Source organism: Saccharibacillus endophyticus (genome assembly GCF_013185185.1).
GTDB classification, from domain to species: Bacteria; Bacillota; Bacilli; order Paenibacillales; family Paenibacillaceae; genus Saccharibacillus; species Saccharibacillus endophyticus.
This window is the reverse complement of record NZ_JAAZWE010000014.1, coordinates 1-21,885: the sequence shown is the minus strand read 5'-3', so window position 1 is coordinate 21,885 and position 21,885 is coordinate 1. Positions and strand designations below refer to the sequence as shown.

At 51.6% G+C, this 21,885-nt stretch carries 20 protein-coding genes, 1 other RNA gene, 1 pseudogene and 1 riboswitch; of the genes and pseudogenes, 15 read left to right on the top strand and 7 right to left on the bottom strand.

Going from position 1 to position 21,885, the window contains the following annotated elements:
- Positions 1-121: 121 nt before the first annotated feature.
- The 3 genes and pseudogenes from tadA to motA all read right to left on the bottom strand — a co-directional run.
- Positions 122-655, bottom strand: a pseudogene (gene tadA, locus HRQ63_RS25490) (tRNA adenosine(34) deaminase TadA); the annotation flags it as partial.
- Positions 656-821: 166 nt separating this feature from the next.
- Complete coding sequence (locus HRQ63_RS25485; RefSeq protein WP_172247916.1) at positions 822-1,667, bottom strand: flagellar motor protein MotB; 846 nt, start codon at positions 1,665-1,667, stop codon at positions 822-824.
- Positions 1,651-2,451, bottom strand: coding sequence for a flagellar motor stator protein MotA (gene motA, locus HRQ63_RS25480; protein ID WP_172247915.1), 801 nt, complete (start codon positions 2,449-2,451; stop codon positions 1,651-1,653). The genes HRQ63_RS25485 and motA overlap by 17 nt, the downstream gene beginning before the upstream one ends.
- 345 nt (positions 2,452-2,796) lie before the next feature.
- Between motA and HRQ63_RS25475 the strand changes: the two genes are divergently transcribed.
- Entirely contained in the window at positions 2,797-3,090 is a 294-nt protein-coding gene (locus HRQ63_RS25475; RefSeq protein WP_172247914.1) for a hypothetical protein, read from the top strand.
- A gap of 21 nt (positions 3,091-3,111) precedes the next feature.
- Here HRQ63_RS25475 and HRQ63_RS25470 read toward each other — a convergent pair whose 3' ends face one another.
- Positions 3,112-3,597 (bottom strand): GNAT family N-acetyltransferase, encoded by a 486-nt coding sequence (locus HRQ63_RS25470; protein WP_172247913.1) that lies wholly within the window; start codon positions 3,595-3,597, stop codon positions 3,112-3,114.
- Positions 3,598-3,806: 209 nt separating this feature from the next.
- A complete protein-coding gene (locus tag HRQ63_RS25465) occupies positions 3,807-4,244 on the bottom strand; it encodes a C40 family peptidase (protein WP_037292606.1) in 438 nt (145 codons plus the stop codon).
- A 7-nt stretch (positions 4,245-4,251) separates the two neighbouring features.
- Positions 4,252-4,390, bottom strand: a riboswitch (cyclic di-AMP (ydaO/yuaA leader).
- Positions 4,391-4,839: 449 nt separating this feature from the next.
- On the opposite strand from HRQ63_RS25465, the gene HRQ63_RS25460 reads away from it, so the two are divergent.
- A complete protein-coding gene (locus tag HRQ63_RS25460; RefSeq protein ID WP_172247912.1) occupies positions 4,840-5,352 on the top strand; it encodes a YwhD family protein in 513 nt (170 codons plus the stop codon).
- 100 nt (positions 5,353-5,452) lie between these two features.
- Here HRQ63_RS25460 and HRQ63_RS25455 read toward each other — a convergent pair whose 3' ends face one another.
- Positions 5,453-6,148, bottom strand: coding sequence for a DNA-3-methyladenine glycosylase (locus tag HRQ63_RS25455; RefSeq protein ID WP_172247911.1), 696 nt, complete (start codon positions 6,146-6,148; stop codon positions 5,453-5,455).
- A gap of 221 nt (positions 6,149-6,369) precedes the next feature.
- On the opposite strand from HRQ63_RS25455, the gene HRQ63_RS25450 reads away from it, so the two are divergent.
- The 13 genes from HRQ63_RS25450 (at position 6,370) to recR (ending at position 21,440) form a co-directional block, all read left to right on the top strand.
- Positions 6,370-6,801, top strand: coding sequence for a YwiB family protein (locus HRQ63_RS25450; RefSeq protein ID WP_172247910.1), 432 nt, complete (start codon positions 6,370-6,372; stop codon positions 6,799-6,801).
- Positions 6,791-8,470 (top strand): arginine--tRNA ligase, encoded by a 1,680-nt coding sequence (gene argS / locus HRQ63_RS25445; protein ID WP_172247909.1) that lies wholly within the window; start codon positions 6,791-6,793, stop codon positions 8,468-8,470. The genes HRQ63_RS25450 and argS overlap by 11 nt, the downstream gene beginning before the upstream one ends.
- Positions 8,471-8,603: 133 nt before the next feature.
- Complete coding sequence (rpoE, locus tag HRQ63_RS25440) at positions 8,604-9,203, top strand: DNA-directed RNA polymerase subunit delta (protein ID WP_172247908.1); 600 nt, start codon at positions 8,604-8,606, stop codon at positions 9,201-9,203.
- 398 nt (positions 9,204-9,601) lie between these two features.
- On the top strand, positions 9,602-11,206 hold the full coding sequence (locus HRQ63_RS25435) for a CTP synthase (RefSeq protein ID WP_172247907.1): 1,605 nt from the start codon (positions 9,602-9,604) through the stop codon (positions 11,204-11,206).
- A 251-nt stretch (positions 11,207-11,457) separates the two neighbouring features.
- Positions 11,458-11,826 carry a response regulator gene (locus HRQ63_RS25430; RefSeq protein WP_037285886.1) on the top strand — a complete coding sequence of 123 codons (369 nt, stop codon included), beginning with the start codon at positions 11,458-11,460 and terminating at the stop codon, positions 11,824-11,826.
- 598 nt (positions 11,827-12,424) lie between these two features.
- Positions 12,425-13,279: a class II fructose-1,6-bisphosphate aldolase gene (gene fba / locus HRQ63_RS25425; RefSeq protein WP_172247906.1), complete on the top strand. Its 855-nt coding sequence runs from the start codon at positions 12,425-12,427 to the stop codon at positions 13,277-13,279.
- Between the two features lie 194 nt (positions 13,280-13,473).
- Positions 13,474-14,727 carry a UDP-N-acetylglucosamine 1-carboxyvinyltransferase gene (locus HRQ63_RS25420; protein WP_037285881.1) on the top strand — a complete coding sequence of 418 codons (1,254 nt, stop codon included), beginning with the start codon at positions 13,474-13,476 and terminating at the stop codon, positions 14,725-14,727.
- 429 nt (positions 14,728-15,156) lie between these two features.
- Positions 15,157-16,518: a transcription termination factor Rho gene (gene rho, locus HRQ63_RS25415; RefSeq protein WP_172247905.1), complete on the top strand. Its 1,362-nt coding sequence runs from the start codon at positions 15,157-15,159 to the stop codon at positions 16,516-16,518.
- Between the two features lie 33 nt (positions 16,519-16,551).
- A complete protein-coding gene (locus HRQ63_RS25410) occupies positions 16,552-17,829 on the top strand; it encodes a radical SAM family protein (protein ID WP_172247904.1) in 1,278 nt (425 codons plus the stop codon).
- Positions 17,830-18,273: 444 nt separating this feature from the next.
- Positions 18,274-18,541: signal recognition particle sRNA large type (gene ffs, locus HRQ63_RS25405), an RNA gene on the top strand.
- A gap of 156 nt (positions 18,542-18,697) precedes the next feature.
- Positions 18,698-20,434 carry a DNA polymerase III subunit gamma/tau gene (gene dnaX / locus HRQ63_RS25400; RefSeq protein WP_172247903.1) on the top strand — a complete coding sequence of 579 codons (1,737 nt, stop codon included), beginning with the start codon at positions 18,698-18,700 and terminating at the stop codon, positions 20,432-20,434.
- Positions 20,435-20,502: 68 nt separating this feature from the next.
- Complete coding sequence (locus HRQ63_RS25395) at positions 20,503-20,817, top strand: YbaB/EbfC family nucleoid-associated protein (protein WP_037285869.1); 315 nt, start codon at positions 20,503-20,505, stop codon at positions 20,815-20,817.
- Positions 20,818-20,843: 26 nt separating this feature from the next.
- Positions 20,844-21,440 carry a recombination mediator RecR gene (recR, locus tag HRQ63_RS25390; protein WP_172247902.1) on the top strand — a complete coding sequence of 199 codons (597 nt, stop codon included), beginning with the start codon at positions 20,844-20,846 and terminating at the stop codon, positions 21,438-21,440.
- Positions 21,441-21,662: 222 nt separating this feature from the next.
- Here the strand turns inward: recR and HRQ63_RS25775 are convergent.
- The coding region (locus HRQ63_RS25775) for a hypothetical protein (RefSeq protein ID WP_216674083.1) at positions 21,663-21,885 on the bottom strand (223 nt) is incomplete at its 5' end.

The following is a 21,885-nucleotide window of genomic DNA, read 5'->3' as shown; positions in this document are numbered from 1 at the left end:
ATACTCGTTCAATAGCGAAAACGGCTTATTGATCGGAAAGGTCGGGATCTTTTCCGGGATTGGAAGTGCTGCCGGCCGAAGATAAAGCCGCGGCATCTTCGGTTTTCGCTTGCTCGGCTTGACGCAGCGCTTTACGCTCCTTCATCCGAACGCGCAGGCCCCGGAAAAAGTCGGAGAGCAGTTCGGCACATTCGTTTTGCAGCACGCCCTCGATCAACTCCGTGCGATGGTTGAAACGAGGCTCTTGCAGTAAATTCATCAATGTTCCCGCGCAACCGGCTTTGGGATCGGGAGTTCCGTACACGACCAGCGGTACCCGGCCTTGCACAATGGCGCCCGCACACATCGGACAAGGCTCCAGCGTGACATATAATGTACAATCGAGCAGCCTCCAGGCACCGATTCTCTCGCTGGCTTCACGAATCGCAATCATTTCAGCATGAGCCGTCGCGTCGTGCGTGGTTTCGCGCAAGTTATAACCCCGGCCGATCACTTCACCGTGACGAACGATGACAGCACCGATCGGAACCTCTCCGATGGCTTCGGCTTTTCGTGCTTCTTCTATGGCTAATCGCATCCAAAATTCATGATCTTTTTCCGTGTCAAAGGCTTCCAAACGATAAAGCTCCTTTCGTTCGCTAAAGAGGATATCCATCGAACAAACATTCGTGTTGTTAACATGGTGTGTACAAAATTGTGGATAACTAGCGAGTAGTCCACAGTGTTATGCACATATTCTACATTACAATTGTGGATTTGTGAATTGCCTGTGGATAAATAAAACCCCCATTCCGAGGAACGGGGGCATCCAATATCTACACTTACGGCGAAGTCGTATTGCTTGTACTGATGGTGTTCGCGGAGTCCTGATAATTCCGGATAATAGATACTTCTACCCGACGGTTTTGAGCGCGGCCCGAAGCCGTTGCGTTCGAAGCAATGGGTTGGTACTCGCCTGCGGCGATAGCCGTAAATCGCTGCGGGTCCAGATTTTTATTTTGCAATAAAACCTGAAGGAAGTTATTCGCCCGACCGGAGCTGAGATCCCAGTTGGATTTGAAGTTGTTATTAAAGATCGGAACGTTGTCGGTATGACCGATAACCTGAATGTTGTAGCCCGGGAAATTCTTCAGGATGTTCGCGATCGACGCGCCCAGCTTACGCGATGTCGGCTTGACCGTCGCTTCGCCGGAAGCGAATAGCGCCTTATCGCTGATCGTGATTTGGAGCTGAGACTGGTTAAGGTTCGTTTCCAGCTGATTGCTCAGCCCGTTGCTTGCGATGTAACTATCCAGCTGCTTTTTGAGCTTGGTCAGGTCTTCTTGTTCTTTCTTTTTCAGCTTGGCCAACGTTTCGTCAGCCGTATCTTTTTTGGAATCCTTGGCCTGTTGAACCATTTGTTCGACGGATTGGGTCTCTTCGGACTTTGATCCGTCCTGCGTTTTGCTTTCATCGGTCGCGGACGTGTGGTCCATGATACTTTTTCCGCCGTTGAACACGGAATCGAAAGCCTCGGCCATCGCCTCAAACTTGCTGACGTTGGCCGAACTCATGGCATACAATACGATGAACAGAGCGAGCAAAAGAGTCATTAAGTCGGAATAGGGAAGCAACCAGCTTTCGTCGGCATGTTCTTCGTGGTGTTCCGGTCTAGCCTTCTTGGCCACTCGAACCGCCTCCCTTTTCTTCTAACTTCTTGCGTTCCGTAGGAGTCAGGAATACAGCCAGCTTTTGATTGATCGCGATGGTCGATACGCCCGATTGAATCGAGAGCAGACCTTCGACCATCATCATGCGCACTTCCACTTCTTTTTTCGACACGCGTTTGAGTTTGTTGGAGATCGGGTGAGCCAGCACGTAACCGACAAAGATACCGAGCAGCGTGGCGATAAACGCAGCCGCGATGGCATGCGCCAGTTTGTTCATGTCCTCAAGCTCGCCGAGCGCGGCAATCAGGCCGACCACGGCGCCCAGTACGCCGAGCGTCGGCGCGTACATGCCTGCCTGGGAGAAGATCTGCGCTCCGACCCGGTGGCGTTCTTCCATGGCATGTATATCTTCCATTAATACATCGCTGACGAATTCCTGGTCGTTGCCGTCGATAATCATCCGCATGCCGTTACGCAGGAAGTCGTCGTCGATTTCGTCGACTTTCGATTCCAATGCAAGCAGACCTTCGCGGCGGGTGATCGATGCCCATTCCATGAACATGCCGACCAGCTCAGCCTTATCGATCGATTTCGGCTTAAACAAAAAGATTTTGATCAGCTTCGGAAAGTTCTTCAAGTCGCTCATCGGGAATCCGACGAAGATCGTTGAGGCAGTACCTCCGATAATGATAAGATACGCCGCGGGCACCATCAGGGAACCGAGCGGAGCTCCTTTTAAAATCATGCCGACAAAGATGGAAACCAGAGCTAGGACCAGACCGATAAGAGACGATAATTCCATGTAAGCACCTCATCCATGAGAATATAAAACTTGCATAAGCACAGTGGGCCATCCCTGGCCTGTGCGAACTACAGAAAACGAGCCTACTTGCTACTACGTGCAACCTTTCCCAAGCGCGGGCTTGTGCATATCCGGATACAGGTTGTACCCGATTCGTGCAAGCAAACAGGAGCACAAGCGCGCAAATCGACGAAACGAGTTTTTGCTGGCCTTTTCTTTTAAAAACACCCTACGACTCCTATGTTTTTTATCGACAGGGGGAGCTTTTTTTTTAAGAGACAAATTGCGCTATAATGAAAATAAGACAGCAGGTTTAAAATAATGGACAAAAAAGGAGCAGCGCAAATGGGAGTCAAACATGGTCGAGATTACGGGGAAATTTTGCAGGATTTAACGAAAGCGGTCTCATTGATTTCGGATAGTTATCTGTTTTTCGAAATGGATTCGGAAGACTGGGAGCGTCTGGGGCCTGAAGATCGGTTGGAGGTACATGAGGCCTTGGCCGAAGATCTATTTTATGCGCTGGGCACGCAACCGTCCATTGATGTCGGCAGTGCAGTGGTGATTCATGACAGTACGCTGCATCGGATCAACGTCCTGATCGGGGATCAACAAATGACCTTCGTGGCACTGATCTGAGGAAGCGGATGTCCGTCGTCTCTATTCTGCCGGTGTTTGGTAGACCATGCAGTAAAAAGGCTTCATTCCTTCGGGCGTCATGCGTTCGTATAGGTCTGTTATCGTGAAGCCGGCTTTCCGATAAGCCTTGATTGCCCGTTGATTCCACGTCAACACCTCCAAGTCAATCTCTTGACCGGGGATGCGCTTCAGGGCTTCTTCCGCTACCGCTTGGACAAATTCCGTGCCCATCCCTTTTCCGCATAAGTCAGGGTGCATGCCGATTCCGAGCCGGGTCGTTCCGCCGAGCGGAAAAAGTTGAGCGAACCCATGCAGCACATTGTTCCGATAGACCGTCACGTATTGTTGTTCGCGCAGCTCGGGATCGCCGAATTCGATCCCGAGCTTTTTCATTTCGTCCCACGGCATCCAACCGTACACATCGTAAGGCGCCTCATAGCGCCAACCGCAGACGAGTTCGGCTTCTTCTTCTGTCATGGTCCGGATCTGGAATGAATCAGTTTGCATCGCGGTTTCGACTCCTTTTCAAATAAAACCATTAAAATGGGAAAAATACGTTTGACCGATTTTCAGGCGGGTAATCAATACTAGGTTGAAAAAATTCATGAAAAAACCGCATTAAGATGAAAGTTCATCCGAATGCGGCTCTATGAAAAACAGTTTATGATCAGGTAGAAAAAGATTAACTCCTGCAAACGCGTTATAAGTACAGCTGCTTACATTACGCGAGCCGCGCCTACATAACGTTCCGCATAGTAACTTGAGCCCAGGCTGTCGTAACGAACTCCGTTCGAAGACGATGAGTGGGCGAATTTGTTGTTTCCTACGTAAATGCCCACATGCGAGATGCCGCGGCCATTTGTATTAAAGAATACCAAGTCTCCTGCACGCAGATCGCTCTTGTCCACTTTGCTTCCGGCTCCGTATTGAGCGGAAGATTGACGAGGCAGGTCGATTCCGAGTTTGTCGAACACATAGCTTGTAAAGCCCGAGCAATCAAATCCGTTGAGCGTAGTTCCCGCAGTGCGGTATGGTGTTCCGAGTGCAGAGTCGATTACGTTGTCCAATTTGGAGTCTGCATGAGCGTTTCCTGTAGTCACCACGCTGAACGCGATGGCGAGACCCATTACTGCGGCTGTCAGCTTCTTCTTCAAAGACATTGTACCCCTTCCGTTTTGCCTGCGAGGTTAGCTTAAGGATTCGGTTGAGAAGGTCCCCCTATGACTCCTTCGTTGCGAAGTCAATTCACCCATAACTGGTTCCCCCGCTTCCCGGTGCCGGAATTCGGCTTAGATCTTGGTTTGCACCGAAAAGCTTCGTTTGTCGTGTCGTCGTTGTCTTGTTTGCGTCTTGATCTATATGGCTTCAATCAAAGTTTACAAAGTTGTTACTACTCACAAAACACATTGTAGCAAAGGACTTAGCCGTTGGCAAACCTTTATTTAGCGCTTTCTTGATGCGTGTTTAACACGGACCTTCCACCAAGGCTCTCAAAGCCGCGCCGTTACAAGGTTTTATGGAAGTTAAAAAAGGTGACGTTCACATAAATTTACGAATATATTCTTATGGATCAAGCAAGTGAGTAGGCGGTTTTCGACAAGAAAACCGGATAAACTCCAGGTTTTTTGTTTTGCTTTCGTCTTTTTATCGGATAGAATAGAGAAAGATGAAGAGTTTACTGAAAAAAGGTTAACTTTTTGCAAGAATTTGGATTGCACTCATTGGCCGAAAGGGGCGTAAATTCCCGTTATGGAAGAAAAACAGACAGGTAAAAAACAGCTCGGTCTGAACATTATCAGCAGCAGCCAAAAAAGCAGCAAACACAAAGGTTTCGGCACAGGAGCCATTAATTTGAATAACGTATCTCCGATCATCATCGATGAGGGCGAGGCCCGAATCGACGTCGGAGCGATGCATGCCAAAAGTAAAGTGGAGCGCGGCATTCGCTTTACGGCGGAACGCCAGGACGCGGAAGGCGGACGTCTGGTTTGGTTGGTCTGGGTGGCCGTGGACAAGACCGAAGAAGGCGGCAGCTATGCGGGAGCGACTGCTTGCGAGATGTGGATTAACAGCGAGACCAAGCGCGGGTTCAAGATTCTGGCTGACCACGTGAACAAGCTGGACTATGCGATCAAGCGCAAAATCATCCTAAACGAGATGGACGAAGAGGCGAAGGCGGCGTTGAAAAAGCTGCTGACGACTCACAACGCGGAATGGTGGGAACGTTCGCCGGAAGAATTGAAGAACGAACTCGGCGGTTAACCGTTCTGTCGTTAAATGACGAGTCAACACAAAAAAGCGCCGCTTCCTTGCTGGAAGCCGGCGCTTTTTTTGGCCGTTCGCAACGTTCTTGCTTGCCGGTTTACCTATAAAAAGGCTGCGGCGGATTGGCTTTGTCGTTGACGGAGACGCAAGGATGATCCTTGAGGAAAAAACGCCACGGCTTGGCCGCGTACTCCTCGGCGTAGTCGATATTGATCCGCGGCCCGCAGACGATATCCAGCCCGTCAACGTCATCGCCTGCCTCCAGGTACAGCGACGATGTCGGCACGTTTAAGCGGCAGCCGTTAAACGACTTGTCGATATCGAGCGCCCGGCACAGCTTGCCCGGTCCGCCCGACAGATCTGCCGGCTTTTTCGATTTGATTTTCCGAAGCATCCGCATCCGGCGTTCGTCTTCTTCGGTCAAAGGCTCGACGGCGCGGATCAGCACGGCTTGCGGGTCGTCCGGTTCGCCCGTCACGACGTTCAGGCAATGATACATGCCATAGATCAGATAAACGTAGGCCGTTCCTCCCGCGCCGAACATGATCTCCGTACGATTGGTGCGTCGCCCTCCGTAAGCGTGGCTGCCTTTGTCCTCGATTCCGCCGTAGCTCTCCGTTTCGATAATCCGGCTGCGGATTACGCCGATCTCGCTTCGGCGCACCAACGTTTGACCCAACAGTCTCGGAGAAGCATCAAGAGCTTTGGCAGCAAACAAAGATGCCGGAAGCGGTCGGAAACCGGAGTGTGGGGCGAGTGATGACTGTGATGGAGAACGTGATTCGCTCGGCATCGCAAGACCTCCTGTTTGATACATGATTTCTGTCTATGGTATCATACCCGCTTCCGGCAATCCTGCCGCAAATCGCACCAAGCGCTTGTCCTGCATAACTTCCCTGAAAACATCAGCTTATGCGCCGGATTACTTCCTAATACGCCCTAGGTCCGAATCCCGGAATATGCTATAGTATTATAGAAGAAATCTTCATCAAAACGGATTGGAGCGGAAGCGCTATGCAAGGCATGAGCCGCGTCCTCATTACGATCAACAGTCGGCAGGACGAAGAGAAGGTCGAGCAGACGCTCGCCGGACAGGTTTTTCAAAAAGACAAGTCGCTGTACATCCGTTACGAAGAGCCTGGAGCAAGCGGCGCGGACAGCGTGCGTACGCTGGTCAAGGTCACGCAAGACGAATTGAAAGTTACCCGCCACGGCGAGGTGGAATCGGAGCAGTCCTTCCGCAAAGGGGACAGTCTGCCCGGTTTTTACCGTTCGCCTTACACGCGTTTCGACATGGTTACCCATACCCGGGAACTGAGCGTGCGCATGCAGGGCCCCACGGGAGAAATTCACTGGGAGTACGAGTTGGAAGTCCACGACGTCCTCTCGGGTCATTTTGCCGTCAGCTTAACCATACAGGAGGAAGTCAACCCACATGACGATTAACCCGCTTGAACAGCTTGAGAACACTGTAAAAACGGCTGTCGCCCAGGCGATCGCCAAAGCCGGCCTCGTAGCCGAAACCGATATTCCGGAGATCGGACTGGAAGTGCCGAAGGACAAGACGCACGGCGACCTGTCCACTAATGCCGCGATGCAGCTTACGCGGATTGCGAAGAAAAACCCGCGTATGATTGCGGAAGCCATCCTGGAAAACCTGGACCGCGAAGCCGCAGGTATCGTGCAAGCCGAGATCGCGGGCCCCGGCTTCATCAACTTCACGTTGAACAAAAGCTATCTGTACCCGGTCGTCGGCACGGTTCACGCGCAGGGCGAGAACTACGGACGCATCGAAGACGGAAAAGGCAAACGCGTGCAAATGGAATTCGTCAGCGCCAACCCGACCGGAAGCTTGCACCTGGGCCATGCCCGCGGCGCGGCCGTCGGCGATGCGCTGTGCAATCTGCTTGATTTCGCCGGTTACGAAGTAACGCGCGAATACTACATCAACGATGCCGGCAACCAGGTGACGAATCTGTGCCTGTCGCTCGCAGCGCGTTACAAGCAGGAATTGGGACAGGGAGCCGAGATGCCGGAAGACGGTTATTTCGGCGAAGACATCAAAGGCTTCGCGAAAGAATTGGTCGAGCGCGAAGGCGAGCGCCTGCTGTCCTTGAGTCAGGGCGAGTTGATGGAGTATCTGCGCACGTACGGACTGGAAAAAGAAATGCAGAAAATCCGCCGCGACCTGGATCGTTTCCGCGTGCATTTCGACGTCTTCTTCAGCGAAACGTCGCTCTATGAAAACGGACAAGTGCTGGACGCGCTCGACGAGCTGCGTTCGCGGGGCGAAGTGTTCGAAGAAGGCGGCGCGACTTGGCTGAAAACGACCAAGTACGGCGACGACAAAGACCGCGTGCTGATCAAAAACGACGGTACGTACACGTATCTGACGCCGGACATCGCGTATCACCGCGACAAGTATGCGCGCGGGTTCGACAAAGTCATGAACATCTGGGGCGCCGACCACCACGGTTACATTCCGCGGATGAAGGCCGCCATGCAAGCGTTGGGCAACGATCCCGAGAAGTTGATCGTGTTGATCGCGCAGATGGTCAGTCTGTTCCAAGGCGGCGAGAAGGTCAAAATGTCCAAGCGTACCGGCAAAGCCGTGACGATGGAAGACTTGATGGATGAAGTAGGCGTCGATCCGATGCGTTACTTCTTCACGATGCGCAGCATGGACTCGCATCTGGACTTCGATATGGATCTTGCCGTTTCGACGTCGAACGAGAACCCTGCGTTCTACGTTCAATATGCGCATGCGCGCATTTGCAGCATTTTCCGCCAAGCCGACGAGCAAAACGTGACCGTGCTGCCGCTCGACCAGGTCGATTTGAGCAAGCTGACCGCTAACCACGAATACGATCTGCTTCGTAAATTGGGCGAACTGCCGGAAGAAATCCGGATCGCTGCCGAAGGCTATGCGCCGCACCGTTTGACTCGTTATGTATACGAAGTGTCGGCGATGCTGCATAGTTACTATAAAGCGGAACGTTTCATCACCGAAGATGCCGCAGTCACGCAAGCCCGTCTTGCTCTGCTCGGCGCGGTTCGTACCGTTATTGCCAACGTGCTTCGTCTGATCGGCGTTTCCGCGCCGGAGCGGATGTAAGAGCAAGACCCGAAAGCTTTTGGAGCGGGTCGCCGCTTCAGAGCATTCGGAAGATTGGAATTATGCCGGAAAATCGTCTCCGCTTCTTGCAATTTGCGCGCGGATGCGTTTTACTTAGGTTGACTTTTTCTGTATGACCGAATTGCAATACGTTTTGAGAGGACGTGTCCAATTGACACCTGCACCGATTGAACTATCACTTGACGATGAAAAAATCCGCGAAATGCCTATGGTCGATCTGGCCTTTTTGATTTTGAAAAAAGCCAACGAACCTTACTACTATCCGGATCTGATGAAGGAAGTCGGCCGCCAACGCGGCATGACTGACGAAGAAGCGCAAAACATGATCGCTCAATTGTATACGGAGATCAACATTGATGGCCGTTTTGCTTGCGTAGGCACGAACCTGTGGGGCTTGAAACGGTGGTACCCGCTGGAGAAATCCGAAGATCCGGTCGTCAGCGCGAAGCGTCCGCGTATTATCAACGATGAGGACGACGACGATCTGGAAGAAGATACTTCTTTCAACTCCGAACCGGATGACGAAGCGAACGACGAAGACGACGATCTGTTCGATGCCGACGAAGACGATTCGGACGAAGACGTCATCGTGGATGACGAGATCGAAGACGAAGAAGAAGAGATCGAAGGCGAAGAGATGGATGACGAAGATCTCGACGAGGAAGAAGAAGAGGAAGAAGAGTTCGAGGGCGGGGAAGAAAACGAGCGCTAAGGCGTTCTTTTTCTCTTCCCGTTCGGCTTTCGATCAAGCGGGAAAACAAGCTGAAAATGCCTGCTTTCCCTGCTTGACAGCCCCCGAGCGAGAAGGTAAACTATTGCTTGGGCTTTTGATTTAAGTACGGATTTATATTGGAAAGACGATAAAAAGTGCCCCGTGGACACGGGTGTCACTTTTTTTGTTTTTTATAGGGGTATTTCCATACGTAATGCCTTGTCGACTCTTAATCAGGGGTTGATTTTCGCCTGAAACATGCGCGTTTTAGGTGTGATTCAGGCAAACATCAACATACCTTTAGCGTTGACGAGGCAGTAATGCCATCCCGATCGGTAAAATGAGCGTCGGAACGTTTAAAGATTCATCCATAATCATCGTACAGGGGGTTTTTTACAGTGACTAAGTATATCTTCGTAACGGGCGGTGTCGTGTCGTCGCTCGGCAAAGGCATCACGGCGGCATCACTCGGCAGACTTTTGAAAAACAGAGGCCTGAAAGTGACGATCCAGAAGTTCGATCCTTACATTAACGTTGACCCGGGGACGATGAGCCCGTATCAACACGGTGAAGTATTCGTAACGGACGACGGCGCGGAAACGGACCTTGACCTTGGACACTACGAGCGTTTCATCGATATCAACTTGTCGAAGAACAGCAACGTAACCACGGGTAAAGTGTACTCGTCGGTCATCAGCAAAGAGCGCCGCGGGGAATACCTGGGCGGAACGGTGCAGGTTATCCCGCATATCACGAACGAAATCAAAGAACGCATCATGCGTGCCGGACGCGAGTCCGGTTCCGACGTCGTCATCACCGAAATCGGTGGTACGGTAGGCGACATCGAGAGCTTGCCGTTCCTGGAGTCGATTCGTCAGCTTCGCAGCGACGTGGGCCGCGATAACGTGATGTACATTCACGTGACGCTGATTCCTTACATCAAAGCTGCCGGCGAGATCAAAACAAAACCGACCCAGCACAGCGTAAAAGAACTGCGCAGTATCGGAATTCAGCCGAACGTGATCGTTTGCCGGACCGAGCATGAACTGTCCGAAGACACGAAGGCGAAGATCGGATTGTTCTGCGACCTGGACAAAGATGCCGTCGTGGAATGCCGCGACGCGTCGACCCTGTACGAAGTGCCGCTGAACCTGCGCGCCGAAGGTCTGGACGAGATCGTCGTGAAACATCTGAAGCTGGATACTCCGCAGCCGGACATGACCGAGTGGGAAGCGCTGGTCGAACGGATCGGCAAGCTGGAAAAAACGGTTGAAATCGCGATTGTCGGTAAATACGTCGCGCTGCACGATGCTTATTTGAGCGTGGTTGAATCGCTGTCGCACGCCGGTTTCGACGCCAACGCGGACGTGAAAATCCGTTGGGTGGACGCGGAAGAGATCACGGACGAGAACGTTGAAGAAATGCTCGGCGGACTCGGCGGCATCCTCGTGCCGGGCGGCTTCGGCGATCGCGGCATCGAAGGTAAAATTACGGCGATCCGTTATGCGCGCGAGAACAACGTACCGTTCTTCGGTATTTGCCTCGGCATGCAAGTGTCGGTTATCGAATATGCGCGCGCTTTGGCTAACATGGAAGGCGCGAACAGCTCGGAGATCGATCCGACTACGGCATTCCCTGTAATTGACCTGCTGCCGGAACAAAAAGACATCGAAGATCTGGGCGGAACGATGCGTCTGGGCCTCTACCCTTGCAAAATCGCTGAAGGTTCGCTGGCCATGGAATGCTACAACGACGAGCTGGTTTACGAAAGACACCGTCACCGGTACGAGTTCAACAACGCTTACCGCGAACAGATCGAAGCGGCGGGCCTCGTGATCTCCGGTACTTCGCCGGACGGCCGTCTGGTCGAAATCGTCGAACTGCCGAATCACCCGTGGTTCCTGGCCGTGCAATTCCACCCGGAATTCACTTCGAGACCGAACCGTCCGCAACCGCTGTTCCGCGAATTCGTCAAAGCGGCGATCACGTATACGATTGACTAATATCTTCATATTGCAAGAAAGGCTCGGCATCTGCCGGGTCTTTCTTTTTGCGTTATTCGCACTGTATTCGTCCGATATTGGAAAATATTCGGTCTTCATGCTGGAAGTAGCAGGAAACCGCCATTAAAAGTCGAATTCATTCTTTGAAGTCCAAAAACGACAGCGAGCTTTAGTTCCTGCGCATATAAAGAGTGCTTAACGCCCGAACATCGGGCCCATCGCAGAAAGAAACCGGGGGAGGATTAGCCAAAATGAGCGAACATAAAATTTTAATCGTCGACGACCAAAACGGAATCCGCATGCTGCTAACCGAAGTGTTCGGGAGCGAAGGCTACAAAACCTACCAAGCCGCCAACGGCAAAGAAGCGCTGGCCTTGCTCCAAACCGACCGCCCCGACCTTGTCCTGCTGGACATGAAAATCCCGGGCATGGACGGCCTGGAGATTCTTCGCCATATCAAAGCCCAAGATCCCGATATCAAGGTCATCATGATGACCGCCTACGGCGAACTCGACATGATCAAAGAAGCCAAAGACCAAGGCGCCCTGATGCACTTCACCAAGCCTTTCGACATCGACGAAATGCGCTTGGCCGTGGGCCGCTATTTGCGCGGCGAGTGATTCGGGAAAGTCACGGTGGCGGGGGGAAGCGAGAAGACTCCGAGAGAAATTCGTTCAATCCGCTGTCTCACTTGGAAAACTGGATTTAAATTTAAGTGGTTGTTTTCCAAGTTCAAAGGCGTCTTTCACTGAATTTCTCTCTCCGTCTTCTCGCTTCCAGCCACGTTGGACTTGCTCGACACTCCAAGAACGCCAATTCCGGCGTTCTTTTTTTAAATTATCTATCATATAATCTGGTGCTTTGGCGAAGCACCAAGCGGAGGGGGAAATTCAGTGAAATACAGGTTTTCGAAGAAAGCCTGCGGTAACACATGATGCGTGTTGGCCTTTGAACCCGGAAAGATTCCTTAGTTAAATCCAATCCACTTTCCGGGTGAGACAGCGTCCTAAAGCATTTCGAAGAAATGCACTTCGGAAGCATATGCTGGCAATTTCCCCCGCAGCGCCCCCGCTTCCCCAACGCACATTCCCCCGACACTCAAAATACTTTTAACTTTATAACCTGCCTGTTTAGTATTTCAACCGAGAGTGCTATAATGAACAAGTATGGATGTCGGCACTAGAAAGAAATCCAACATTTAATTTAGGAGGAACCATCATGCCATTAGTTTCGATGAAAGACATGTTGAACAAAGCTCTCGAGGAAAAATACGCGGTAGGTCAGTTCAACATCAACAACCTGGAATGGACACAAGCCATCCTGGGCGCAGCCGAAGAAGAAAAATCTCCGGTAATCCTCGGTGTATCCGAAGGCGCGGCTCGTCACATGGGCGGTTTCAATACAGTCGTGAAAATGGTTGAAGGTCTGCTGATCGACATGAACATCACTGTTCCTGTTGCGATCCACCTTGACCACGGTTCGAGCTTCGAAAAGTGTAAAGCAGCTCTCGACGCTGGTTTCACTTCCGTTATGATCGACGGTTCGCACCACCCGATCGACGAAAACATCGAAATGACGAAACAAGTCGTTGAGTACGCACATGCTAAAGGCGCTTCGGTAGAAGCTGAAGTTGGCACGGTCGGCGGACAAGAAGACGACGTAATCGGCGGCATCCAGTATGCGGACCTGAACGAATGCGTACGCATCGTGAAGGAAACCGGCATCGACACGCTGGCTCCTGCACTCGGTTCCGTACATGGTCCTTACCATGGCGAACCAAACCTGGGCTTCAAAGAGATGGAAGAAATCCGCGACGCGGTTAACCTTCCGCTGGTTCTGCACGGCGGAACAGGCATCCCGACTCACGACATTCAAAAATCGATCTCCCTGGGTACGTCGAAAATCAACGTAAACACGGAAAACCAAATCGCATTCGCTAAAGTCGTTCGCGAAGTTCTGGCTGCTAAGCCTGACGCTTACGACCCGCGTTCGTTCATCGTACCGGGCCGCGATGCAATCAAAGCTACGGTAATCGGCAAAATCAAAGAATTCGGTTCCAGCAACAAAGCCTAAGCATCCGCTTAGGACGATATCACGCACTTTTTGCGCGTAATGTCGATTTTTATTGCAAAATCCGAAGCACTCATTCATTATGGAAAGGTCACCGTTTCAAGCGGTGTCTTTCCATTTTGTTTTAAATTCCGTGTCATCACAATTTTCAGTCTTCTTCGAATGGCTGCACATCAAGTAGGGGGACCTTTGAACTTATGGAGAAATTAATGATCACCGGCGGTCGTCCGCTCCAAGGAACGGTTACGATCAGCGGTGCGAAAAACAGTGCGATTGCGCTTATTCCAGCAGCGCTGCTTGCAGATTCCGAAGTGATATTGGACAATCTCCCGCTGCTCAGCGACGTAGCGGTGTATGCCGAGATCCTTGAAGGACTTGGCGCACGCGTATCCTGGGAAGGCAGCCAGATGCGAATCGATCCGTCAAAAGTCAAATCGATTCCTATGCCTAACGGACCTGTTAAAAAACTGCGAGCTTCCTATTATATGATGGGTGCTCTGCTCGGCAAGTTTGGCGAAGCGCTAATCGGGCTTCCGGGCGGCTGCAACTTCGAGCCTCGTCCGATTGACCAGCATATCAAAGGCTTCGAGGCACTGGGCGCGACTGCTGTTAATGAGCATGGGGCGATCCATCTGCATTCGGAAGGTCTTCGCGGCACAAAAATCTATCTGGACGTCGCAAGCGTAGGCGCGACAATCAACATCATGCTGGCGGCTGCCAAAGCCAAAGGCTCCACAATTATCGAAAACGCGGCGAAAGAGCCTGAAATCATAGACGTAGCGACATTACTCAACTCCATGGGAGCCAGCATCAAAGGCGCGGGTACGGAGACCATCCGTATCGAAGGCGTTCAGGAACTGCACGGCTGCCGACATTCGATTATTCCCGACCGTATTCAGGCCGGTACTTATATGATTGCCGCCGCTGCCACGCGGGGCAATGTATTGATTGATAGCGTGATTCCGAAGCATCTGGAGGCACTTACGGCCAAGCTGCAAGAAATGGGCGTCACGGTTGAAGAAATGGACGAAAGCATCCGTATTATCGGAGGTCCGGATTATCAGCATGTCGATGTCAAAGCTTTGGTTTACCCGGGTTTTCCGACCGATCTGCAATCTCCGATGACCAGTCTGCTCACGCAGGCAAACGGTGCAAGCGTACTTAGCGACTTTGTTTACAGCAATCGCTTTAAGCATGTACCGGAATTGGTTCGTATGGGTGCAAAAATTCGTGTTGAAGGCCGCTCTGCGGTTATTGAAGGCGGCAAACTAAATGCAGCCAAAGTTCAGGCTGCCGATTTGCGTGCCGGTGCCGCTCTGGTGATTGCCGGATTAACTGTTGAAAATGGCGTGACCGAGATTGAAGGCGTCGAGTATATTGATCGGGGTTACGACAACCTGGTGACGAATCTTCGTAGTCTGGGTGCTGACGTTTGGCGCCAGACAACCTGATATTTGATACAGGCGCGGCCAAACGGCCGCGTCCGTACCTTTTTCGGACGTTTTCGAATCAATTTTTTCCGAATTGGGTAATGCTTATCTTAAATGGAAGTCTAATCTCCGTTTCCCTCATTTCCAGACATCTTACTCCCATTCGTTCGGAACCGGTCCGAACCCAAATTCGATTGATAACGTTTATCCAAGCGATTCGCGCAACTCACCAACCAGCCCAAGACCATGTGTTTTTCGGATGAAAGTAACGAGAGAATGCATTTCTTCGTTCAATTATAGATAGCTTCTTTGACTAATGAATTGATATGTTCATTTCAGGATCGTATCTTCCTTTATACATTGACTTCTGACTATTTGGCATCCGGCTAGAACTCTGACAAGAGTGGCGCGGAGCTTTCCAATATAAAATTGAATAGGTGGTTATCTTACATGGATTTGCAACTTTCCGATTTGGAAGTTATGAAATTGACTGATCTTTACAAGCTGGCCAAACAGCATCAGATTACGTACTACAGCCAGATGAAGAAAAAAGAATTGGTATTCGCCATTTTACGTGCGCAAGCTGAAAAAAGCGGCTTGATGTTTATGCAGGGCGTACTGGAAGTACTGCCCGAAGGATACGGATTCCTTCGCCCGATCAATTACCTGCCAAGTACGGAAGACATCTATATCTCGGCTTCCCAAATTCGTAAGTTTGATCTTCGCAGCGGCGACCTTGTGTCCGGAAAATGCCGTGCGCCAAAAGAAAACGAGCGTTACTTCGGTTTGCTGCAAGTGAATGCCGTCAACGGGCTCGATCCGGCTACGGCCGCGGAACGCTTGCATTTCCCTGCGCTTACCGCATTGTATCCCGAGAAGAAATTACCGCTTGAAACAACGCAAAATCGCTTATCTGCTCGAATCGTTGATTTGATTGCTCCTGTGGGTCTGGGCCAGCGCGGATTGATCGTAGCGCCGCCGAAAGCGGGTAAAACGCAGCTGCTGAAAGAGATCGCCAACAGCATTTCCGACAATAACCCGGATATCGAGCTGTTCGTCCTATTGATCGACGAACGCCCGGAGGAAGTAACCGATATGCAGCGCTCCGTCAAAGGCGAAGTGGTGGCATCGACTTTCGACGAATTGCCGGAGAATCATATCAAGGTCGCCGAACTGGTATTGGAACGTGCCCTGCGCATGGTTGAACATAAGAAGGACGTTGTCATTTTGCTCGACAGCATCACGCGGCTTGCCCGTGCCTACAACCTGGTCATTCCGCCGTCCGGTCGTACGCTCAGCGGCGGTATCGATCCGGCTGCCTTCCATCGTCCCAAACGATTCTTCGGTGCTGCCCGCAACGTTGAAGAAGGCGGCAGCTTGACCATTCTGGCTACGGCCCTGATTGACACGGGGTCCAGAATGGACGATATTATCTATGAAGAATTTAAAGGAACCGGCAACATGGAGCTTCATTTGGACCGGAAATTGGCGGAGCGTCGGATCTTCCCGGCGATCGATATTCGTCGTTCCGGTACGCGCCGCGAAGAAATGCTGCTGACCAAAGAAGAGCTGGATGCCGTTTGGCATGTACGTAAAAATATGAACGACTCGTTCGACTTTATCGAAGGCTTCCTTAAAAAGATGAAAAATGCGAAAGACAATGCAGAATTCATCGCAGCGTTAGATACAGCCGAAGAAAAAAGTAACACGAAGTCGTCTTCCGCGTCCTCGTCGAAGAGCAGCGGGAACTCGTCTTCCGGCGTGACAAGACGCCCGGCGCGGACCGCTTCCGCTCCCGTAACAACCAAATAAATATCGCAAGCCCGCTAAAAGGAGACCTCACCCATGCACTTGGTTTACGCCGATGAGAACGGCAACGTATACGATCACCCCGAGCTGCTGTCGCTGGCACGCAGCGCCGATATGATTATAGAAATTATGGACGATGAACTGATCCCGCTGCCTGAAGGCGCGACTTTGGTCAGCCTTCCAAGCACCAAGCCGGTCGCTCTTGACCCTGATACCGGTGAGATGGTTGCACTGGACGGGATGCAAGCCGTCGGCGCTTTGCTTCCGCAGGGCTTTACTCGTTTGGCATTGCCAGGCTACGTGAAGACGGATAAAGAATATAAATTGCCGCTGTTCGGCTACTCCGCCGTCGTCTGGAAAGACGGAGGTTTCCATGTAACGGCCGAACAATGCGATGATCCAGAGAAATGGAATCCGGACAATTGCGACAAAAAAGAACTCAACAAAAAAGTCCATGACTTCGTCGAAAAATATCCGGACAACCGTCTGTACGAGCATTTGTCGAATTGCGCGCTCGGCTACGAATGCCTGACGTCTTCCAATACGTTCCTCGGACGTTGGGAAGGCGGAGTGCCGGTATCGTATTCTTGCAACGCGGGTTGTTTCGGCTGTATTTCCGAACAGCCTGACGACAGCGGCTTCGTCGCGCCTCAGACCCGCATGAACTTCCGTCCGCGGACGGACGAAATCGTGCAGATCATGATGGAGCACCTGACGACGCCGGAATCGATCATCAGCTTCGGCCAAGGCTGCGAAGGCGAACCTTCCACCCAAGCCAAGATCATCATCGAAGCGATGCGCGAAGTCCGTTCGCGTACCGATATGGGGTATATCAACATCAATACGAACGCAGGTCTGACCGACCATATCCGAGGCATTGTCGACGCGGGTCTCGATTTGATGCGCGTCAGTACCATTAGCGCGCTCGACGATCACTATAACGCGTACTACAAGCCGCGTGCCTACAATCTCAAAAACGTCGAAAAATCGATGATCTATGCCGCGCAGCAGGGCGTCTATACGTCGATCAATTATCTGATCTTCCCGGGGGTCACCGACCGCGAAGAAGAGATCGAAGCCATGATCGAATTCGCGCGCCGCACGGATCTGAAGCTGATCCAGATGCGCAACTTGAACATCGACCCGGAAAGCTATATGGAACTGATCCCGCCAGCCCGCAGCGAATTGCTCGGCATGAAGCAAATGCTGGAGATCTTCCGCGAAGAACTGCCGAACGTCGTGATCGGCTCCTACACCCATGTGCCTCCGATGGATCAACGTCGGGCGAAGCCCCGGGTCGGCGGGCTCGCATAAGGCTCGCTTGATTCTACCCGGTCACTCCGCTCGTTTCGCTTCACAACCTTGAGACAAATCCGTCTCAAGGTTGGGTGAAGCAAAGCCGAAGTCGCTCCCGTGCAGAATCAAGCCCGCTGGCAGGTTGTCGAATCGATTCCTATTCGAGAACCTCTATATGAAGCTGCGCATTCAAAGCAAGACGAAGAAGCCGCGGGGAAGATAACCGCGCGCCTTCTTCGTCCATGTTTCCGCCCCCTCAATAAAAAGAGGGGGCCGGAAACGGCGGCGCGGGTCCGGTTTCGAATCGAAGCGACTTTTGGATTTCCTTTTACCCGGAGATAACTGGATCTCCGGGCCGGAAACCAAGGGAAGCGCCGATCGAAACCGGACCTGCGCCGCGGCCGGCAGCGACTATGCCGGCCTGTTTGCGTTTTCTCTTTTTATCCCGTATAATATGGAATGCCGTGCTAGATGGGGAGGTAGCGGTGCCCTGTAACTCGCAATCCGCTATAGCGAGGTTGAATTCCTACTCGAGGTCTTGCCCTGTAAGGTTTGGTCTTTACACATAATGTTGACGGTTGGGTCCTCCGCAATGAGCACCTGTGAACCTGGTCAGGTCCGGAAGGAAGCAGCCATAAGCAGACAAGCTTTTGTGCCGGAGGGTGGCCTAGCCCGAGTTGTTGTGTAGAGGTGCCGCTTGGATGGCATCGTATCGAAGGTAGGTGCACGGTTTAACTTTTTAACATTCAGACCACCGACATCTTTGCCGCAGGCAGAGGTGTTTTTCTTTTTTTATCGGGGGAAAAGGCTTGAGCGTCGTTTTTATCGGGCCGGAAATATAGTATAATTAAGGGAAGACGATAGTCCAAAAAAGAAGGAGCCGCTAATGGAACATATTGCGCTTTACCGGGCTTGGCGGCCTCAGTCCTTCGGGGACATGGTGGGGCAACAGCATATTATCCGCACGCTGCAGAATGCCATCCGTGAACAGCGGGTATCCCATGCCTACTTGTTCAGCGGACCGCGGGGAACGGGCAAGACGAGTGCCGCGAAGATTTTGGCCAAAGCCGTTAACTGTGAAAAAGGACCCTCTCCGGAACCGTGCAACGAATGCGAGACGTGCAAACGGATCGCGGCCGGAGCGGTGATGGACGTACTCGAGATCGATGCCGCCTCCAACCGGGGCGTGGAAGAGATTCGGGACCTGCGCGACAAGATCAAATATGCTCCGACCGAAGTTCGGCGTAAAGTTTATATTATCGACGAAGTTCATATGCTCACGACGGAAGCGTTTAACGCTCTGTTGAAGACGTTGGAAGAACCGCCGGAGCATGCAATGTTTATTTTGGCCACGACGGAACCGCACAAGCTGCCGGCGACGATCATTTCGCGCTGTCAGCGTTTTGACTTCCGGCGCGTGTCGCTTGAAGAGCAAACGGGTCGTTTAAGCGAGATTTGCCGCGAAGAACAGATCGACGCCGAGGAAAGCGCGCTGCAGTACATTGCGCGGTTATCCGACGGCGGAATGCGTGATGCGCTGAGCGTGCTCGATCAGATTTCCGCATTCACCGAGGGCAAAGTCACATACGAGCAAGTGCTGGGCATGACCGGCGGAATCGCTTCCGAGCAATTTTCCGCTTTGGCTGATTCCCTTTCTGCGAAAGACGCCGGAGGCGTACTGCAAACGGTCGAGAGTTGGATGCAGGAAGGCAAAAGCGCGGACAAGTGCATGGAGAACCTTCTATTCTACTTCCGCGACCTGCTGATGATCAAAATGGTACCGAACGCCGAGCATATGACTGAGCGAGTACTCGATGCCGCGTCTTTTCATGAAGTGGCGGAGCGTTTTGCCAAAGAGCAGTTATTCCGTATTATTGATACGTTGAGCCGGTACCAGAATGAGATGAAGTATGCGGCTAATCCGCAGATGCTGTTCGAAGTGGCGCTGCTGAACCTGGTGAGTCTGGGTGATCGTGCCGAAGCTTCGGTGCAGGATGGTGCTGTCGCAAGTTCGCCTTCCGCAGATTCTCAGGCCGTGAAGCGTCTCGAAGGCCGGATTGCCGATCTGGAGAAAAAGCTGGAGCAGGCCATGCGCGGTGGCGTATCGGCTTCCGGCGGAGCGGAGTCGGGCGGAAATCGTCCGGCAACTCGCCAGAGTGCGCCGCGCGTCTCTCGCATGGCCAAGCTGCCGCCGCATATGGATCAATATCTGGCGCGCAAAGACGACGACTCGTTCAAGGATATTCGCGGCAAGTGGAATCAAGTCTTGCAGCGGGTAAAAGAAGAGAAAGTCACCGTACACGCTTGGTTCACCAACGGCGAGCCGGTATCCGCATTGGATGACTCCGTGCTGGTTGCTTTTAAAAATGACATCCACCGCGAAACGATCGAAAAACAGGCCAATCGCCAAGTCGTCGAGCAGGTTCTGTCCGATTTCCTGGGCGGCCAATGGCAGCTGCTCACGATCATGCAAAAAGATTGGAACGAATCGACCGAGTCTGCGGGCGCTTCGAAATCGGAAGTGCTGGAACTCGAACAGGAAGAGGAAGCCGGCAGCAAAGAACCTTGGGTAGACGAAGCGTTAAACCTATTCGGGGAAAATCTGGTTGTCATCAAAGAATAAATCCCGCCCGGCTCGCCGTATTCGATACGCGCAGGCAAGCCGAGGTCCACTATTAAGGAGAGATTGCGATGAATAACAACATGAACCAAATGATGAAACAGGTTAAAAAGATGCAAGAGCAAATGATGAAAGCTCAAGAAGAACTCGGCACGAAGAAAGTAGAAGGCACTTCCGGCGGCGGCGTCGTGAATGTGGAAGTCAACGGTCATAAAAAAGTAATCGCGATCAACATCAAACCTGAAGCGGTAGATCCGGATGACGTTGAAATGCTGCAAGACCTGATTCTGACCGCAGTTAACGATGCATTGACCAAAGCGGAAGAACTGGCAAACAAAGATATGGGCAAATTCACGAACGGTATGAAGATCCCGGGTCTGTTCTAAACTATTTGTAAAAGGGAAGTGTGGCCTTGTATTATCCGGAGCCGATTGCCAAGTTGATAGAAGCGTTCTCCAGACTGCCCGGAATCGGGCCGAAGACGGCTGCGAGGCTGGCCTTTCATGTATTAAGTATGAAGGAAGACGACGTGATCGACTTTGCCAAAGCGTTGGTCAGCGTCAAACGCAATCTGCATTACTGTTCCGTATGCGGCAATATCACCGATACCGATCCCTGCAAAATCTGCCAGGACAAGACTCGTGACGCGTCCGTCATTTGCGTCGTTCAAGATCCGAAAGATCTGGTAGCTATGGAACGGACCAAAGAGTTCGACGGTTATTATCATGTGCTGCATGGCGCGATCTCTCCTATGGAAGGAATCGGTCCTGATGATATCCGTTTGAAAGAGCTGCTGAATCGGCTTAGCGACGAACGGGTGCAGGAGTTGATCCTGGCAACCAATCCGAATATCGAGGGCGAAGCGACAGCGATGTACATTTCGCGTCTTGTTCGTCCGTTCGAGATCAAGGTGACGAGAATTGCACATGGTCTTCCGGTAGGCGGCGATTTGGAATATGCGGATGAAGTAACGTTGTCCAAAGCTTTAGAGGGACGTCGAGAGCTTTAATTTGTTCCTATACCAATGGACTGTAGAAAAAGCACCTACGATTTTAGATATCGGGGGTGCTTTTTTTATACCGATTTTGCTTAATATAGCTGACAGAATAGCGCTTTCAATGTATAATCCATGTATTGTAGCCGTGATTAAAGCTCATTTCTAATACAAAGTGCATAAATATCAGGTTATTTGCAAACAAAGTGTTGACTCGCTATATACTCGCGTGCTACATTAATAAACGGCTCTTCCAAACGAAGGCCTCACAAATTCAAACAGCAACATCAGCACTGAAAAAGAATTTAAAAAAAGTGCTTGACGAACTGCTTGGGACTGTGATAGGATATAAAAGTCGCCGCTGAGACACACGGCGTTGAACGAAAGAAACAAATCAACACGGTTTGCTCCTTGAAAACTGAACAGTAAGTGAGTCGCGATGATGAAGATCATCGTGAGA

Bases quoted from the DNA above. Each gene is read 5' to 3' on its own strand.
- HRQ63_RS25475 (WP_172247914.1), top strand. From the start codon at position 2,797: ATGGGAGTCAAACATGGTCGAGATTACGGGGAAATTTTGCAGGATTTA.
- argS (WP_172247909.1), top strand. From the start codon at position 6,791: ATGACGATTAACCCGCTTGAACAGCTTGAGAACACTGTAAAAACGGCT.
- HRQ63_RS25450 (WP_172247910.1), top strand. From the start codon at position 6,370: ATGCAAGGCATGAGCCGCGTCCTCATTACGATCAACAGTCGGCAGGAC.
- rho (WP_172247905.1), top strand. From the start codon at position 15,157: ATGGATTTGCAACTTTCCGATTTGGAAGTTATGAAATTGACTGATCTT.
- HRQ63_RS25455 (WP_172247911.1), bottom strand. From the start codon at position 6,148: ATGCCGAGCGAATCACGTTCTCCATCACAGTCATCACTCGCCCCACAC.
- motA (WP_172247915.1), bottom strand. From the start codon at position 2,451: ATGGAATTATCGTCTCTTATCGGTCTGGTCCTAGCTCTGGTTTCCATC.
- HRQ63_RS25460 (WP_172247912.1), top strand. From the start codon at position 4,840: ATGGAAGAAAAACAGACAGGTAAAAAACAGCTCGGTCTGAACATTATC.
- HRQ63_RS25395 (WP_037285869.1), top strand. From the start codon at position 20,503: ATGAATAACAACATGAACCAAATGATGAAACAGGTTAAAAAGATGCAA.
- HRQ63_RS25410 (WP_172247904.1), top strand. From the start codon at position 16,552: ATGCACTTGGTTTACGCCGATGAGAACGGCAACGTATACGATCACCCC.
- HRQ63_RS25470 (WP_172247913.1), bottom strand. From the start codon at position 3,597: ATGCAAACTGATTCATTCCAGATCCGGACCATGACAGAAGAAGAAGCC.
- rpoE (WP_172247908.1), top strand. From the start codon at position 8,604: ATGACCGAATTGCAATACGTTTTGAGAGGACGTGTCCAATTGACACCT.
- fba (WP_172247906.1), top strand. From the start codon at position 12,425: ATGCCATTAGTTTCGATGAAAGACATGTTGAACAAAGCTCTCGAGGAA.
- HRQ63_RS25430 (WP_037285886.1), top strand. From the start codon at position 11,458: ATGAGCGAACATAAAATTTTAATCGTCGACGACCAAAACGGAATCCGC.
- dnaX (WP_172247903.1), top strand. From the start codon at position 18,698: ATGGAACATATTGCGCTTTACCGGGCTTGGCGGCCTCAGTCCTTCGGG.
- HRQ63_RS25420 (WP_037285881.1), top strand. From the start codon at position 13,474: ATGGAGAAATTAATGATCACCGGCGGTCGTCCGCTCCAAGGAACGGTT.